At 70.3% G+C, this 15,302-nt stretch carries 10 protein-coding genes; 4 read left to right on the forward strand and 6 right to left on the reverse strand.

Annotation, left to right across the window (positions count from 1 at the left end; all coding sequences use genetic code 11):
* Positions 1-125: 125 nt before the first annotated feature.
* The 4 genes from STRIP9103_RS22620 to hrcA all read right to left on the reverse strand — a co-directional run bounded on the left by STRIP9103_RS22620 (position 126) and on the right by hrcA (position 4,609).
* Positions 126-875, reverse strand: a complete 750-nt coding sequence (locus STRIP9103_RS22620) for a 16S rRNA (uracil(1498)-N(3))-methyltransferase (protein ID WP_048820784.1) — start codon at positions 873-875, stop codon at positions 126-128.
* On the reverse strand, positions 875-2,110 hold the full coding sequence (locus tag STRIP9103_RS22625) for a nitronate monooxygenase (protein ID WP_009319753.1): 1,236 nt from the start codon (positions 2,108-2,110) through the stop codon (positions 875-877). Before STRIP9103_RS22625 ends, STRIP9103_RS22620 begins: the two co-directional genes overlap by 1 nt.
* A 345-nt stretch (positions 2,111-2,455) precedes the next feature.
* Complete coding sequence (gene dnaJ, locus STRIP9103_RS22630; protein ID WP_009319767.1) at positions 2,456-3,592, reverse strand: molecular chaperone DnaJ; 1,137 nt, start codon at positions 3,590-3,592, stop codon at positions 2,456-2,458.
* Positions 3,593-4,609 carry a heat-inducible transcriptional repressor HrcA gene (gene hrcA, locus STRIP9103_RS22635; RefSeq protein ID WP_009319740.1) on the reverse strand — a complete coding sequence of 339 codons (1,017 nt, stop codon included), beginning with the start codon at positions 4,607-4,609 and terminating at the stop codon, positions 3,593-3,595.
* Between the two features lie 339 nt (positions 4,610-4,948).
* On the opposite strand from hrcA, the gene STRIP9103_RS22640 reads away from it, so the two are divergent.
* Together STRIP9103_RS22640 and STRIP9103_RS22645 are read left to right on the forward strand one after the other, a co-directional pair.
* Positions 4,949-5,677, forward strand: coding sequence for an MBL fold metallo-hydrolase (locus STRIP9103_RS22640; RefSeq protein WP_009319761.1), 729 nt, complete (start codon positions 4,949-4,951; stop codon positions 5,675-5,677).
* A gap of 42 nt (positions 5,678-5,719) precedes the next feature.
* Entirely contained in the window at positions 5,720-6,532 is an 813-nt protein-coding gene (locus tag STRIP9103_RS22645) for a DUF3097 domain-containing protein (RefSeq protein WP_009319746.1), read from the forward strand.
* Between the two features lie 209 nt (positions 6,533-6,741).
* Here the strand turns inward: STRIP9103_RS22645 and hemW are convergent, their stop codons facing one another.
* Both hemW and STRIP9103_RS22655 read right to left on the reverse strand, forming a co-directional pair.
* Positions 6,742-7,974 carry a radical SAM family heme chaperone HemW gene (gene hemW / locus STRIP9103_RS22650; RefSeq protein WP_009319750.1) on the reverse strand — a complete coding sequence of 411 codons (1,233 nt, stop codon included), beginning with the start codon at positions 7,972-7,974 and terminating at the stop codon, positions 6,742-6,744.
* A gap of 74 nt (positions 7,975-8,048) precedes the next feature.
* Positions 8,049-10,193 (reverse strand): ATP-binding SpoIIE family protein phosphatase, encoded by a 2,145-nt coding sequence (locus STRIP9103_RS22655; protein WP_009319736.1) that lies wholly within the window; start codon positions 10,191-10,193, stop codon positions 8,049-8,051.
* A gap of 373 nt (positions 10,194-10,566) precedes the next feature.
* Between STRIP9103_RS22655 and STRIP9103_RS22660 the strand changes: the two genes are divergently transcribed.
* Both STRIP9103_RS22660 and STRIP9103_RS22665 read left to right on the forward strand, forming a co-directional pair.
* A complete protein-coding gene (locus tag STRIP9103_RS22660) occupies positions 10,567-14,703 on the forward strand; it encodes a HAMP domain-containing protein (protein ID WP_199790565.1) in 4,137 nt (1,378 codons plus the stop codon).
* Complete coding sequence (locus tag STRIP9103_RS22665) at positions 14,700-15,272, forward strand: response regulator (RefSeq protein ID WP_009319739.1); 573 nt, start codon at positions 14,700-14,702, stop codon at positions 15,270-15,272. The genes STRIP9103_RS22660 and STRIP9103_RS22665 overlap by 4 nt, the downstream gene beginning before the upstream one ends.
* Positions 15,273-15,302: the final 30 nt, after the last annotated feature.

Consider the following 15,302-nt stretch of genomic DNA (forward strand, 5'->3'; position numbering starts at 1 on the left):
CCACAACCCGCACCCGCCACCCGACCCCATCCCCCCGAGCTGGAAGGCGCAGCGGGGTCGAAGGGGCGGCAGCCCCTGGGGATGGGAAGGGTAGGGGCGGCGGGGGCGAAAAAGCCCACCGACGCTCAGCCCCACCGCCCGGTCAAGCCCAGCAGCAGCGCCCCCGCCGCAGTCCCGGCGGTGGACGTACGCAACACACTCGCCCCCAACCGATACGCCCGAGCCCCAGCCTCACCGAAGAGCACCAACTCCTCCGGCGACACCCCCCCTTCGGGCCCCACGACCAACACGATCTCCCCCCGGGACGGCAACTCGGCCCCGGCAAGAGCCTCCTCACCACTCTCATGCAACACGGCGGCGAAGTCGGCCTCAGCCAGAAGCCCCGCAACCTGCTTACTACTCGCGAGATCGGCGACCTCAGGAAACCGCACCCGCCGAGCCTGCTTACCCGCTTCCCGCGCGGTGCCCCGCCACTTGGCAAGAGCCTTCAGCCCCCGGTCCCCCTTCCACTGCGTGATGCACCGGGACGCGGCCCAAGGCACGATCGCGTCGATACCGACCTCGGTCATGGTCTCGACGGCAAGCTCGCCCCGGTCCCCCTTGGGCAACGCCTGCACGACGGTGATACGGGGCTGCTCCGGGGCCTCCTCATGGACGGTCTTCAGGCCCATCACCACGAGCCGGTCCTTGCCCTCGGCGGCCTTGACGACCCCTTCCGCCCACCGCCCGCGCCCGTCCGTGAGGACGACGTCCTCCCCGGGCCGCAACCGCTTCACGGAAACGGCATGCCGCCCCTCGGGCCCGTCGAGGACGAACTCCTCGGCACAGCCATCGGGCAGCACCAGGGAATCGACCACGAACACAGGCGCGGTCATCAGCCTTCACTCCCAGAACCAGACCCAGAACCAGACCCAGAACCAGACCCAGCCCCAAAACCGGACACGGAACCAGAACCGGACACGGAACCGGCACCATCAATGGCCGTACCGGCGCCGCCCCCCGCCACACCACCCGCAGACGCGACCGCCCCCGCCCCCGCCCCGATCCCGGCCGACACAACGCCGGCCCGCGCGGCAGCGATCTCCCCGGCCAGCACCCGGACCAGCTCCCCGGCCGGCAACTCGCGGGCCATCCGGTGCCCCTGCCCGGCCCACAGCGCCATCCCCTGGGCGTCCTCGGCCGTGGCGGCGGCCTTGCGCAGGGGTGAGGTGAGGTGGTGGACCTCGGGGTAGGCGGCGGGGGCGTAGGGGCCGTGCTCGCGCATGAAGCGGTTGACGAGACCGCGGGCGGGGCGCCCGGAGAAGGCGCGGGTCAGCTCCGTACGGACGAAGAGCGGGTCGGTCAGGGCCCGCTTGTGCACGGGCTGGGCGCCGGACTCGGGGGTGGCGAGGAAGGCCGTACCGAGCTGGGCGGCGGCGGCGCCGGCGGCGAGGAGGGCGGCGATCTGGCCGCCGCGCATGATGCCGCCGGCGGCGACGACGGGCAGGGCAACGGCCTCGCGGACCTGGGTGAGCAGGGTGAGCAGACCGACACCGGCGCGGTCGCGCTCGGGGTCGTCGCGATGGGTGCCCTGGTGGCCGCCGGCCTCGACGCCCTGCACGATCACGGCATGGGCGCCGGACCGCTCCACGGCCTCCGCCTCCTCCGCCGAGGTCGCGGTGACGAGGGTGAGCGTGCCCTTGCGGGCGAGGGAATCGATCACCTCGGGGGTCGGGCAGCCGAAGTGGAAGGACACCACCGGCACCGGGTCGTCGAGCAGCACGGCGAGCTTCGCCTCGTAGCCGTCGTCCCGTCCGCTGTGGGGATCTCCCAGCTCGGTGCCGTACCAGGAGGCCTCACCGGCGAGCTGCTCGGCGTACACCTCGACGGCCGCCGGGTCCGAGTGTTCCGGCTGCGGCATGAACAGGTTCACCCCGAACGGGCGCCCCGTCAGCCCCTTCAGCTGTTTGATCTCCTGGTACATCCCGTCGGCCGTCTTGTACCCGGCGGCGAGAAACCCCAGCCCACCGGCCTCGGAAACGGCAGCGGCCAGCCGCGGCACGGACACACCACCGGCCATGGGGGCCTGCACGATCGGAACCGGAAACAGATCGGTCAGTGCGGAGGACATGCCCGCATGGTGCCACGTCCCCCGACCATCACCGAATCGGGTAGGCCAATGGTTCGTCTGCGGGTGAGTGGGGACTGGTCGCTCCCCCACTCTCGACCACTCTCGACTGCGCTCGAGCGGGAGGGACCCCCATCGCGGCGGAGCCACACATCGATACAGCCCCGCGCCCCTAAAAGACCTGGGGGCACCCCGTGCTTTTTAGGGGCGCGGGGAACTGCGCGATCAACCCCCACCCACCCGCACCCGCCAACGAACCCCAACCCCCGAGCTCAAAGGCGCAGCGGGGTCGAAGGGGCGCAGCCCCTGGGGGACGGGACGGGTAGGGGCGGCGGGGGCGAATCCCACTCAGCGCCCGTTGAACGCATCCTTCAGCCGAGAGAACAACCCCTGCTGCCCAGGCTGGAACTGCCCAGTAGGCCGCTCCTCCCCCCGCAACGCGGCCAACTGCCGCAACAACTGCTCCTGCTCGGGATCAAGCTTCGTCGGCGTCTGAACCTCCACATGGACGATCAGATCCCCACGCCCACCACCCCGAAGATGCGTGACACCCCGCCCGTGCAGCGGAATCGACTGCCCGGACTGCGTCCCGGGCCGAATGTCGACCTCCTCCAGCCCGTCCAGGGTCTCGAGCGGCACCTTCGTACCGAGCGCAGCCGCGGTCATGGGGATCGTCACCGTGCAGTGCAGATCGTCACCACGCCGCTGGAAGACCGGATGCGGAAGCTCATGGATCTCGACGTACAGGTCACCCGCAGGCCCCCCACCGGGCCCGACCTCGCCCTCACCGGCCAGCTGAATCCGCGTGCCGTTGTCGACACCGGCCGGGATCTTGACCGTGAGCGTCCGCCGCGACCGCACCCGTCCATCGCCCGCGCACTCGGGACAGGGGTTGGGAACGATCGTGCCGAACCCCTGGCACTGCGGACACGGCCGGGAGGTCATGACCTGCCCGAGGAAGGACCGCGTCACCTGCGAGACCTCACCACGACCGCGACACATGTCGCAGGTCTGGGCGGAGGTCCCGGGAGCCGCACCCTCGCCGCTGCACGTCGTACAGACGACGGCCGTGTCGACCTGGATGTCCTTCGTCGTACCGAAGGCCGCCTCGTCGAGGTCGACCTCCAGCCGGATCATCGCGTCCTGGCCACGGCGCGTACGCGACCGCGGGCCGCGCTGGGACGCCGTACCGAAGAACGCGTCCATGATGTCCGAGAAGTTCCCGAAGCCACCGGCGCCGAAGCCGCCCGCGCCCGCGCCCCCGCTCTGCGAGAGCGGGTCGCCGCCGAGGTCGTAGACCTGCTTCTTCTGCGGGTCCGAGAGAACCTCGTACGCGGCGTTGATCTCCTTGAACCGCTCCTGCGTCTTCGGATCGGGGTTGACGTCCGGGTGCAGCTCGCGTGCGAGCCTCCGGAACGCCTTCTTGATCTCGTCCTGGGACGCGTCGCGGCGCACGCCGAGTACGGCGTAATAGTCCGTGGCCACTTAAGACTCCGCCAGGATCTGTCCGACGTACCGTGCCACCGCTCGTACCGCTCCCATCGTTCCCGGATAGTCCATGCGCGTAGGTCCGACCACGCCCAGTTTCGCTACTGCCTCGCCGCCCGAACCGTAACCGACGGAGACGACGGACGTGGAGTTGAGTCCCTCATACGCGTTCTCGTGGCCGATACGGACGGTCATGCTCGAATCCCCGGCCTCGCCAAGCAACTTGAGGAGCACGACCTGCTCCTCCAGAGCCTCCAGCACGGGCCGGATGGTGAGGGGGAAGTCATGTCCGAAGCGGGTGAGATTGGCGGTGCCGCCGATCATCAGCCGCTCCTCGTTCTCCTCGACGAGGGTCTCCAGAAGGGTGGAGAGCACCGTCGCGACCGTGCCCCGGTCCTCGACGTCGAACGCCTCCGGCAGGTCCTCCACCAGGCGCGGTACGTCGGTGAAGCGGCGGCCCGCGACCCGGCTGTTGAGCCGCGCCCGCAGATCCGCGAGTGACGTTTCTCCGAACGGCGCCGGGCAGTCGACCATCCGCTGCTCCACCCGGCCGGTGTCCGTGATCAGCACGAGCATCAGTCGGGCGGGGGCGAGCGACAGCAGCTCCACATGCCGCACCGTGGACCGCGTGAGCGAGGGGTACTGCACGACGGCGACCTGCCGCGTCAGCTGGGCGAGCAGCCGTACGGTCCGCGCGACCACGTCGTCGAGGTCGACGGCGCCGTCCAGGAAGTTCTGGATGGCACGCCGCTCGGGTGCGCTCATCGGCTTGATGCCGGCGAGCTTGTCGACGAAGAGGCGGTATCCCTTGTCCGTGGGGATACGGCCCGCGCTGGTGTGCGGCTGGGCGATGTACCCCTCGTCCTCCAGGGCCGCCATGTCGTTGCGGACCGTCGCCGGGGAGACACCCAGGTTGTGCCGCTCGGTGAGCGCCTTGGAACCCACGGGCTCCTCGGTGCCGACGTAGTCCTGGACGATGGCGCGCAGCACCTGGAGCCTGCGTTCACTGAGCATCGCGCACACCTCCAGGTCGTCTCTCCGGTGACTTCCCTTTTGGCACTCACCCCGGGTGAGTGCCAATACTTCCCGCCCAGTGTACGGCGGTGGGGTACGCCCCCGGCAAGGCCGGTTCAGCGATGTCATGTCGACGTATACCGACCTGTCCGGCGATGTCGGACCGTTTTCTACTGATGGGTAGAGGCGGGTCGGAGGGCGGGTGAGGACAGGCCGGGGCGGGTCGAGGGCACCGATCACCCCTGTCTCCCTCCCTCTCCTGCTCCTTGTCCGCCTCTTCCTCCCCTTCGACGAGGCTTCCCATGGGGCTTTCCATGGGACTACGGCTAGCGTCGGCTCATGACGGTGACTTGGGAAGAGTTCGGGTGGGAGGGATTGGCGCCCGGGGTCGGCCGGTGCCGCCTCCCCGTCTGGGACTGCACGGTCGGGCTGGTGGTCGGGGAGGGGTCGGCCCTCATGGTCGACGCGGGGTCGAGCCTGCGGGAGGGCGCGCGGTTGCGAGCCGAGGCGCGACGGCTACTGGGCGGCGCCCGTGTGACACATCTCGCGCTCACGCACCCCCACTTCGATCATGTCTTCGGGGCCGCGGTGTTCGCCGGTGTGGAGGTCTTCGGCGCGGTCGGCGTGGACGACGTCCTGGCCGACGGCCGCGAGGAGCTGCGCGCCGACGCCGTGGCCAACGGCCTCGCCCCCGAGGATGCCGCCGAGGCCGCGGACCTCCTCGTACGCCCCCGCCACCACGTCTCCGGCGAGTGGACCCTCGACCTGGGCGGCGGCCTCCAGGTCCTGCTGGCGAACGTGGGCCCGGGTCACACGGCGTACGACCTGGCGGTCCTGGTGCCGGGCTCGCCCGAGGTCGTCTTCTGCGGCGACCTGGTGGAGGAGTCCGGCGAACCACAGGCCGGCCCCGACGCCGTACCGTCCCACTGGCCGGCCGCCCTCGACCGCCTCCTCGACTTCGGCGGTCAGGACGCGCTGTATGTGCCCGGTCACGGAGCGGTGGTGGACGCGGCGTTCGTACGGTCCCAACGCGACGCGCTGGCCCGGCGCTTCGGCGTGTCGCACTGAGCGCGGGGAGATTCGAGCCGGGCCTCTCCTATCGTCATCCGAATGCGCCAGTACTCACCGGATCTGACCCCGCCCTGGAAGAAGCCCAAGCCGGTGCCAGAGGTCCCGGCCGATCCCGGCCTGGTGGTCGAGGAGCCCGGCACCGGATTCTGCGGCGCGGTCATCCGCTGCGAGGCGGGCACGGTGACCCTGGAGGACCGCTTCGGCAAACACCGGGTGTTCCCGCTGGAGCCGAGGGGTTTTCTGCTGGAGGGCCGCGTGGTGACCCTCGTACGGCCGACGTCCGCGCCGACCCGACCGAGCCGTACGGCATCCGGTTCGATCGCCGTCCCCGGCGCCCGCGCCCGTGTCGCCCGCGCCGGCCGCATCTATGTCGAGGGCCGCCACGACGCCGAGCTGGTCGAGAAGGTCTGGGGCGACGACCTGCGCGTCGAGGGCGTGGTGGTCGAGTACCTGGAGGGTGTGGACGACCTGCCGTCGATCGTGGCCGACTTCGCGCCGGGCCCGGATGCCCGTCTGGGCGTCCTGGTGGACCATCTGGTCCCGGGCACGAAGGAGTGGCGCATCGCCCAGTCGGTGACCAGCGAACACGCCCTGGTGGTCGGCCACCCGTACATCGACATCTGGGAGGCGGTGAAGCCGTCGTCGTTGGGCATCCCGGGCTGGCCGCGCGTCCCGCACGGGCAGGACTGGAAGACGGGGGTGTGCCGGGCGCTGGGGTGGCCGGCGGAGAACACCGGGGCGGTGTGGCAGGCGATTCTGGCGAGGGTGGGGTCCTACAAGGACCTGGAGCCGGAGCTGCTGGGCCGGGTGGAGGAGTTGATCGACTTCGTCACGGACAGTGGTGGTGCCTGACGTCCTCGTACGTGCCGAATTCGGCGGTGTCCAGCTCGATACCGAGGGGTTCCAGCGGCATCAGCTCACCGAGGGAGAGTCTGGAGCCGGGACCAGCGGCTGCGCGGCAGCTGGTCCACGACGGCGGTCACGTTCTCGTTGTGCACCAGATCCGGGCTCGGCGTCATCAGCCAAGCCCGCCCCCGGCACCGATTCACCCGCCGGAGTGATCAGTCCACCAAGTCCCGCACGACCGCGTCCGCCAGCAACCGTCCCCGCAGTGTCAGCACCGCACGCCCTTCCTCGTACGGCCCCCGTTCAAGAAGCCCGTCCGACAGTGCCCGGCGCGAAGCCTTGAACCCCTCCTCCCGCAGCAGCGACAGCGGCGCCCCCTCCCGCAGCCGCAGCTCCAGCAGGATTCGCTCGACCCGGCGGTCCTCCTCCGACAACAGCTCCCGGCCCGCCCCCGGCGACCGGCCGGCGGCCAGCGCACCCGCATACGCCCCCGGATGCCTCACGTTCCACCAGCGCACCCCGCCGACGTGGGAGTGCGCCCCGGGGCCCGCGCCCCACCAGTCGGCGCCGCGCCAGTACAGCTCGTTGTGCAGGCAGCGCCCTGCGCCGGAGGTCGCCCAGTTCGACACCTCGTACCAGTCGAAGCCCGCCCCCGACAGGATCTCGTCGGCGATCAGGTAGCGGTCGGCGTGGACGTCGTCGTCGGTCATCGGCACCTCGCCCCGCCGGATCCGTCGCGCGAGCTGCGTGCCCTCCTCGACGATCAGGGCGTACGCGCTGATGTGGTCCGGCCCCGCTCCCAGCGCCGCGTCCAGCGAGGCCCGCCAGTCGTCGTCGGACTCGCCCGGGGTGCCGTAGATCAGGTCCAGGTTCACATGGTCGAAGCCGGCGGCGCGCGCCTCCGCGACGCACGCCTCCGGGCGCCCCGGCGTATGCGTACGGTCCAGCACCTTCAGCACGTGCTGCCGCGCGCTCTGCATGCCGAACGAGATCCGGTTGAAACCACCCGCCCGCAGCGCCTCCAGGTACGCCGGGTCGACGGACTCCGGGTTCGCCTCGGTGGTCACCTCCGCGTCGTCCGCGAGGCCGAACTCGTCGCGGATGGCGCGCAGCATCCGTACGAGGTCGTCGGCGGCCAGCAGCGTGGGCGTACCGCCGCCCACGAAGACGGTCCGGACCGTCCTCGGGTCGTCGCCGAGGACCTTGCGGGCGAGGCGGATCTCGTCGATCACGGTGTCGGCGTAGTTGTCGCGGGAGGCCAGCACGCCGCCCGTGCCGCGCAGCTCGGTCGCGGTGTACGTGTTGAAGTCGCAGTACCCGCAGCGGGTCGCGCAGTAGGGGACGTGCAGATAGAACCCGAGGGGACGCCCGGCGGCCCCGGCGAGCGCGGACGCGGGGAGCGCGCCGTCGTCGGGAACCGGTTCACCGTCGGGGAGTGCGGAAGGCATGCCCTCCATTGTCCAGCACCGGCCGACACGAGGCGGCCCTGCTGTACGGACGCCCGCCCTCCCCCAAGGGGCGCCTACTCCGCCTGCAGCACCAGCAACGCCAGGTCGTCCTCCGGTGGCCGCTGCCCGAACTCGTGCACGAGCCGGCGGATCCGCTCGGCGACCAGCTGGGCGCTGAGTCCGACGCAGCCGACCAGCGCGGTGGCGAGGCCGTCGCCGTCGTCGAACATGCGCGGTCCGCAGCGCCGCTCGGTCACCCCGTCCGTGACGCACAGCAGCGTGTCGCCGGGGCGCAGCTCGAAGGTCTCGGAGACGTACTCGGTGTCCTCGATCACCCCGAGCAGGGTCTGCGGCTCGGCCACGGCCCGTACGTCGCCGTCGGGGCCCAGGACCAACGGCAGTGGATGCCCGGCGGAGGCGAGGGTGCAGCGGACGCCGCCGTCGAAGGGGACGAGTTCGCCGTAGAGGAGGGAGAGAAAGCGGGTCTGGGGTCCCTCGGCGTCGACGAGGCCGGGGTCGCCGGCGGTGACCAGGGCGCGGGCGGCGGCGTCGGCGGCCTCGGTGGCGTCGTCGAGGAGGAGCTGGTTGAGGCGGTCGAGCACGTCCGCGACGCCGTAACCCTCGCGGGCGAGCAACCGCAGCCAGGGCCGGGCGAGGCCGATGACGACGGCGGCCTCGGGGCCCTTGCCCTGCACGTCGCCGATCGCGAAGCACCAGCGGCCCCGGCCCGCCGGGAACAAGTCGTAGAAGTCACCGCTGGGCCCGCCCATGTCGCACGGCTCGTACACCAGTGCGCTCGACACCCCGGGGATCTCGGCGACGGCCCCGGGCAGCAGCCCCCGTTGCAGCACCCGGCTGATCGTGGCCTGACGGGCGTACTGCCGGGCCGCACCGATCGCCAGCGCGATCCGCCGGCTGAGGTCCTCGACCAGCCCGGTCACCTCGTCCGGGAAGCGGAGCAGCCCGGCCCGGCCGATGACGAGGGTGCCGAGAGGGCGTCCCCCGGCGATCAGCCGGTAGGCGAGGGCCGCGCCGCTCTTGCGTTTCTCCTCCTGCTCGTCCTCACGTCCGCCTTTCTCTTCCGGTTCACGTCCGCCTTTCTCCTCCGGTCCGCCCAGCTCCGGTTTCTCTTCCGGTCCGCCCAGCTCCGGCCACGGCACCGGCACCGCCCGCGAGCGCACCGACTCGGGCAGGCGGGGCGGGTCCTTCTCCAGGGCCCGGCGAAGTTCCTCGATGCGGTTCTCGCTGCCGTGCCATACCCGGGCGAGCCGGGGCGCCGGGCCGAAGGAACCGTCGATGCCGCCGCGCCAGCCCAGGCCCTCGTCCTCCAGCCACACCGCGCACCAGTCGGCGAGGCGCGGCACCAGAAGCTGTCCGGCGAGCGCGGCGACCAGATCCTCGTCCAGCTGCCCGGCGAGCAGATCGGAGGCCTCGGCGAGGAAGGAGAGGGCACCTCGGTTCAACCACTGCCGGTCGTCGGCCACGCCACGGTGCCCGTCGGTGTCGTACGCCCGCGTCTTGCAACCGCCCCAGTCGCCCGGGTCCTCATCGCCCGGGCTCCAGTCACCGGAGTCTCCGTCACCCGCCTCCGCGTCGCGCCACTCCTCGTCGGCGTACGCCCGCGCACCCCGGCACTCATCCCCGGCGCACGCACCGGCCTCCTCGCCCCTGGCATCGACGTACGCCCCTGCCTCCCCCGCCGCTCCCCCACCCCCGTACGCCTCGATCGCCTCGTCCACCGCCAACGCGCCGTCGACCGACAGCGCGCCGTCCACCGCCAGCGCCCCGTCCACCGACAGCCGGGCCCAGACGGTCTTCACCCCGGTGCGATAGGTGATCCCCCAGGCCTCCGACAGCGCGGCGACAAGGCGGAGGCCGCGGCCGTACTCGGCGGCTCCGTAGGGGCGTTCGACGCGATAAGGGCGTTCGGCGCCCTCGTCGCGTACGGGCCGGGCGGGGTGGTGGTCGGAGACCTCGACGATCAGCCAGCCGGAGGCGGTCCGGTCGTCACGGTCGAACCGGCACAGGAGTTCGACGTCGGTGCCCGCGTGCACGACCGCGTTGGTGACCAGCTCGCTGACCACGACCAGCGCGTCCTCGACGAGGCGGGTGGTGAGGGAGGAGGCACCGGGCAGATCCAGCTCGGCCCACTCGGCGAGCGCCGCGCTGACGAAGCGCCGGGCGGCTCCCGGCGCGAGCGCGCCCCCGGGAAGCGACACATGCGCTACCGCGCGCCGGTCGGCTCCGGCGCACGAGGAGCCGACGTACACAGACCCGGCGTGCGCGGAGCCTTTGTACGTGGAGCCGGCGTGCGCGGGCCCTTCGTACCCGGAGTCGGCGTACGCATCGCCCGCAAACGCCTCCGCGCTCCCCTCAAACTCCTTCGCACCACCCGCATACGCCTCCGCACCCGCAACCGCGCCCGGCGGAGACGCAGGCGTATCAGGAGCACGGGACGCGGTCTCCCGTTGCGTCGGAATGGCCCCCACTACGCGGCTCCATGAGAAGTTCGGACGAATAGGCCTCAGGCGGCATGGACAGAGTGACAGACTGGCCACGCTCATAAGCGCCGAGTTACCGAAGTGGGCAACCATGAGTGAGAACAGTGCTACGCAGGTGCTCGAAGGCGGTCAAAAAGGCAGGGAAACGGACGGGTTGATCCGGGCATCCGATCTGCGCGCCCTGACCGCCGCCATGACCGCCGCTCGCGACGGCACCTTCACGAAGGTCCCGGAGACCGGCCCCGCGCCGGTGGCGGAACTGTGCGCCCTCTTCAACCAGATCATCGACCGGAGCACACACTTCGGTACCGAAGTGCAGCGTGTGCGCCGGGAGTTGACCCGGCACGGCCGGCTCGACGAGCGGCTGTCGGCCAGTCCCGGTCAGGGCGCCTGGGCGACGCGCGTGAACGACGTGAACCAGACCCTGGACGCCCTGGTCGCCCCCGCCGCGAACGCCACGCGCGTCCTGGACGCGGTGGCCGGCGGCGACCTCACCCAGCGCGTCGACCTGCACGACGGAAACCGTCAACTGCGTGGCGACCTGCGGCGGTTGGGCCGCGCCGTGAACAAGATGGTCGACCAGCTGTCCCTGTTCACCGGCGAGGTGACCCGGGTCGCCCGCGAGGTCGGCACGGAGGGGCGGCTCGGCGGTCGCGCCAAGGTGCGTGGCCTGTCCGGGAGTTGGCGCGACGTGACGGAGGCGGTCAACACGATGGCCTCCCGGCTGACCGCCCAGGTACGTGACATCGCCCTGGTGACCACCTCCGTGGCACGCGGCGATCTGACCCGTACGGTGACCGTCGAGGCGACCGGCGAACTGCTCGAACTGAAGCTCACCGTCAACACGATGGTCGACCAGCTCTCCGCGTTCGCCGACGAGGTCACGCGCGTCGCCCGCGAGGTCGGCACCGAGGGCCAGTTGGGCGGTCGGGCCCAGGTCCGGGGCGTGTCGGGCGTCTGGAAGGACCTCACCGACAACGTCAACTTCATGGCGTCGAACCTGACCTCCCAGGTCCGCAACATCGCCCAGGTGACAACGGCCGTGGCGAACGGCGACCTCAGCCAGAAGATCACCGTCGACGCCCAGGGCGAGATCCTGGAACTCAAGTCGACCATCAACACGATGGTGGACCAGCTCTCCGCCTTCGCCGACGAAGTCAACCGCGTCGCCCGCGAGGTCGGCACCGAAGGCAACCTCGGCGGCCGGGCACAGGTCCGAGGCGTGTCGGGCGTCTGGAAGGACCTCACCGACAACGTCAACTTCATGGCGGACAACCTGACGTCGCAGGTCAGGAATATCGCCCTGGTGTCCACGGCGGTTGCCCAGGGCGACCTCGGCAAGAAGATCACGGTCGAGGCGAAGGGCGAGATCCTGGAGCTGAAGTCGACGATCAACACGATGGTCGACCAGCTCTCCGCCTTCGCCGACGAAGTGACGAGGGTCGCCCGCGAAGTCGGCACCGAGGGCAACCTCGGCGGTCAGGCCCAGGTCCGAGGCGTCTCCGGCGTCTGGAAGGACCTCACCGACAACGTCAACTTCATGGCGCTCAACCTGACGTCGCAGGTCAGGAACATCGCCCAGGTCACCACCGCCGTCGCCAACGGCGACCTCTCCAAGAAGATCACCGTCGACGCCCGCGGCGAGATCCTCGAACTGAAGGACACCGTCAACACGATGGTGGAGCAGCTGCGTGCCTTCGCCGACGAGGTCACACGGGTGGCCCGTGAGGTAGGCACCGACGGCCGGCTCGGCGGCCGGGCCCAGGTGCTGGGCGTCTCCGGCGTCTGGCGGGATCTGACCGACAACGTCAACTACATGGCCGACAACCTGACCTCACAGGTCAGGAACATCGCGCAGGTGACCACGGCCGTGGCCAACGGCGACCTCTCCAAGAAGATCGACGTCGACGCGCGCGGCGAGATCCTGGAGCTGAAGACCGCCATCAACACCATGGTCGACACCCTCTCCTCCTTCTCCTCCGAGGTCACCCGAGTGGCCCGCGAGGTCGGTTCCGAGGGACAACTCGGCGGTCAGGCGAGGGTCGAGGGCGTGTACGGCACCTGGAAGCGCCTGACGACGAACGTGAACGAACTCGCCCTGAACCTGACCACCCAGGTCCGCGCCATCGCCGAGGTCGCCTCGGCCGTGGCCCAGGGCGACATGTCCCGCTCGATCACCGTGGAGGCGCGCGGCGAGGTCGCCGAACTGAAGGACAACATCAATCTGATGGTGGCCAACCTCCGCGAGACCACCCGGGCGAAGGACTGGCTGGAGTCCAACCTGGCCCGCCTGGCCGCCCTGATGCAGGGCCACCGCGATCTGATGGAGGTCGCCGACCTGATCCTGCGCGAGCTGACCCCGCTGGTGAACGCCCAGTACGGCGCGTTCTACCTCGCCGACCCCGACGGGGACGGCGCCGCGCTGCGCCCGGTGGCGCCCAGCAAGGGCCTCGCCTTCATCGCGGGCTACGGCTCGGCCCAGGGCGCGACGGTCGAGACCGGCGGCCTTCCCGTCCACGGTCTCGTCGCCCAGGCGGCCCGCGAGAAGAAGCGGATCCTGGTGGAGGAGGCCCCGCCGGACTACATCAAGATCAACAGTGGTCTGGGGGAGGCGTCACCGTCCAGCGTCGTCATCATCCCGATCCTCTTCGAGGACAAGCTCCTCGGCGTGATCGAACTCGCCTCCTTCTCACGCTTCTCCGACGTCCATCTGGCCTTCTTCGACCAGTTCGTGAACACCATCGGCGTGGCGATCAACACCATCATCGCCAACTCCCGCACGGAGTCCCTTCTCGGCGAGTCCCAGCGCCTGGCCATGCAGCTCCAGGAACGCTCCGACGAACTCCAGAAACAGCAGGCGGAACTGCAGCGTTCGAACGCCGAACTGGAGGAGAAGGCGGCCCTCCTGGCGACGTCCTCCCAGTACAAGTCGGAGTTCCTGGCGAACATGTCCCACGAACTCCGCACTCCTCTCAACTCGTTGCTGATCCTGGCCCGCCTCCTGTCCGACAACCCGGACGGCCACCTCTCGGACCAGGAGGTCCAGTTCGCGACGACGATCCACCGCTCGGGCTCCGATCTCCTGCAGCTGATCAACGACATCCTGGACCTGTCGAAGATCGAGGCCGGCCGGATGGACGTACGCCCGAAACGCCTCCCGCTCATCAAGCTGCTGGACTACGTCCACGCCACCTTCCGCCCGCTCACCCTCGACCGGGGTCTGGCCTTCGAGGTCGCGGTCGGCGAGGACGTACCGCGCGAGATGTACTCGGACGAGCAGCGTCTCCAGCAGATCCTGCGCAACCTGCTCTCCAACGCGATCAAGTTCACCGCCTCCGGCAAGGTCGAACTGTCCGTCAACCGGGTCAAGGACCCCGAGCACCGCTACACCCGCGAGGACACCGACGAGGTCGTCGCCTTCGCGGTCTCCGACACCGGCATCGGCATCGCCCCGGAGAAACTCCCGGTGATCTTCGAGGCGTTCCAGCAGGCCGACGGCACCACGAACCGCAAGTACGGCGGCACCGGCCTCGGCCTGTCCATCAGCCGGGAGATCGCGGGCCTGCTGGGCGGCAGGATCATCGCCGAGAGCGTCCCCGGCAAGGGCTCGACCTTCACGCTGTACGTCCCCGTCTTCAGCCCCGGCCACGCGGCCCCCGGCCCCGCCCCCGAGACCCACGGCACCCTGATCCCCGAGCAGCCGACCAGCGAGCCGTACCCGGCCGTGCCCGACACGGACGACACCTGGCCGGCCCTCACCAAACTGGAGGCCTGGAAGTCGGGCCGGGCGGGCCAGGTGCTCCCCGGCCGCCGGGTGCTGATCGTGGACGACGACATCCGCAACGTCTTCGCGCTCACGCACGTCCTGGGCCGGGTCGGCATGCCGGTCCTGTACGCGGAGAACGGCCGCGAGGGCATCGAGACGCTGGAGCGCAACCCGGACGTCGAACTGGTCCTGATGGACATCATGATGCCGGAGATGGACGGCTACGAGACGATCTCCGCCATCCGCCGCACCCCCCGCTGGGCCGGTCTGCCCATCGTCGCCCTGACCGCGAAGGCCATGCCCGGCGACCGCGAGAAGTCCATCGCCCGGGGCGCCAACGACTACGTACCCAAGCCCGTGGACGTGGACCAATTGCTCACGGTCGTCTGCGCCGTCCTGGACCCGGAGGGCACGGAGCCGCGCACCGAAACAACCGAAGAGAACGAGGCACCCTCACCATGACCCCTCAGGACCGGACCGACGGACGCGCCGGAATCCTCCTCGTCGACGACATGGAGGACAACCTGATCGCGCTGGAGGCCGTCCTGGCATCCCTCAACGAGCCGCTGGTACGGGCCCGTTCGGGCGAGGAGGCCATGAAGGCCCTCCTCCGCCAACGCTTCGCCGTGGTCCTCCTCGACATCCGCATGCCAGGCATGGACGGCTTCGAAACGGCCGCCAACATCAAACGCCTCGACCAGACGAAAGACGTCCCGATCATCTTCCTCACCAGCTCGGACTCCAACGCGGGCTACACCTTCCGTGGCTACGCCACAGGCGCCGCGGACTACTTGACCAAGCCGTTCGACCCCTGGGTGTTACGGGCGAAGGTCAGCGTGTTCCTGGATCTGCACCGCAAGAACCTGCAGTTGGAGCGCTTGCTGGCACGGCAACGGGAGCATGCGGAGCAGATCGATTCAAGGTTGGCCGCCCTGGAGAAGCAACTGTCGGAAAGCTCCCCGAACCTGCCGGAGGTACGAATACAGGTGCGAGACCTCCGGAACCTGGTGGCAGGGGATCAGCGCACGTGACCAGGGGCGCGGGGCTGTGACATCTGCGGC

This window comes from Streptomyces ipomoeae 91-03 (assembly GCF_000317595.1).
GTDB lineage: Bacteria > Actinomycetota > Actinomycetes > Streptomycetales > Streptomycetaceae > Streptomyces > Streptomyces ipomoeae.

Coding starts and splice junctions, on each gene's coding strand:
- STRIP9103_RS22620 (WP_048820784.1), bottom strand. CDS start 875: ATGACCGCGCCTGTGTTCGTGGTCGATTCCCTGGTGCTGCCCGATGGC.
- STRIP9103_RS22625 (WP_009319753.1), bottom strand. CDS start 2,110: ATGTCCTCCGCACTGACCGATCTGTTTCCGGTTCCGATCGTGCAGGCC.
- hrcA (WP_009319740.1), bottom strand. CDS start 4,609: ATGCTCAGTGAACGCAGGCTCCAGGTGCTGCGCGCCATCGTCCAGGAC.
- STRIP9103_RS22640 (WP_009319761.1), top strand. CDS start 4,949: ATGACGGTGACTTGGGAAGAGTTCGGGTGGGAGGGATTGGCGCCCGGG.
- STRIP9103_RS22645 (WP_009319746.1), top strand. CDS start 5,720: ATGCGCCAGTACTCACCGGATCTGACCCCGCCCTGGAAGAAGCCCAAG.
- hemW (WP_009319750.1), bottom strand. CDS start 7,974: ATGCCTTCCGCACTCCCCGACGGTGAACCGGTTCCCGACGACGGCGCG.
- STRIP9103_RS22660 (WP_199790565.1), top strand. CDS start 10,567: ATGAGTGAGAACAGTGCTACGCAGGTGCTCGAAGGCGGTCAAAAAGGC.
- STRIP9103_RS22665 (WP_009319739.1), top strand. CDS start 14,700: ATGACCCCTCAGGACCGGACCGACGGACGCGCCGGAATCCTCCTCGTC.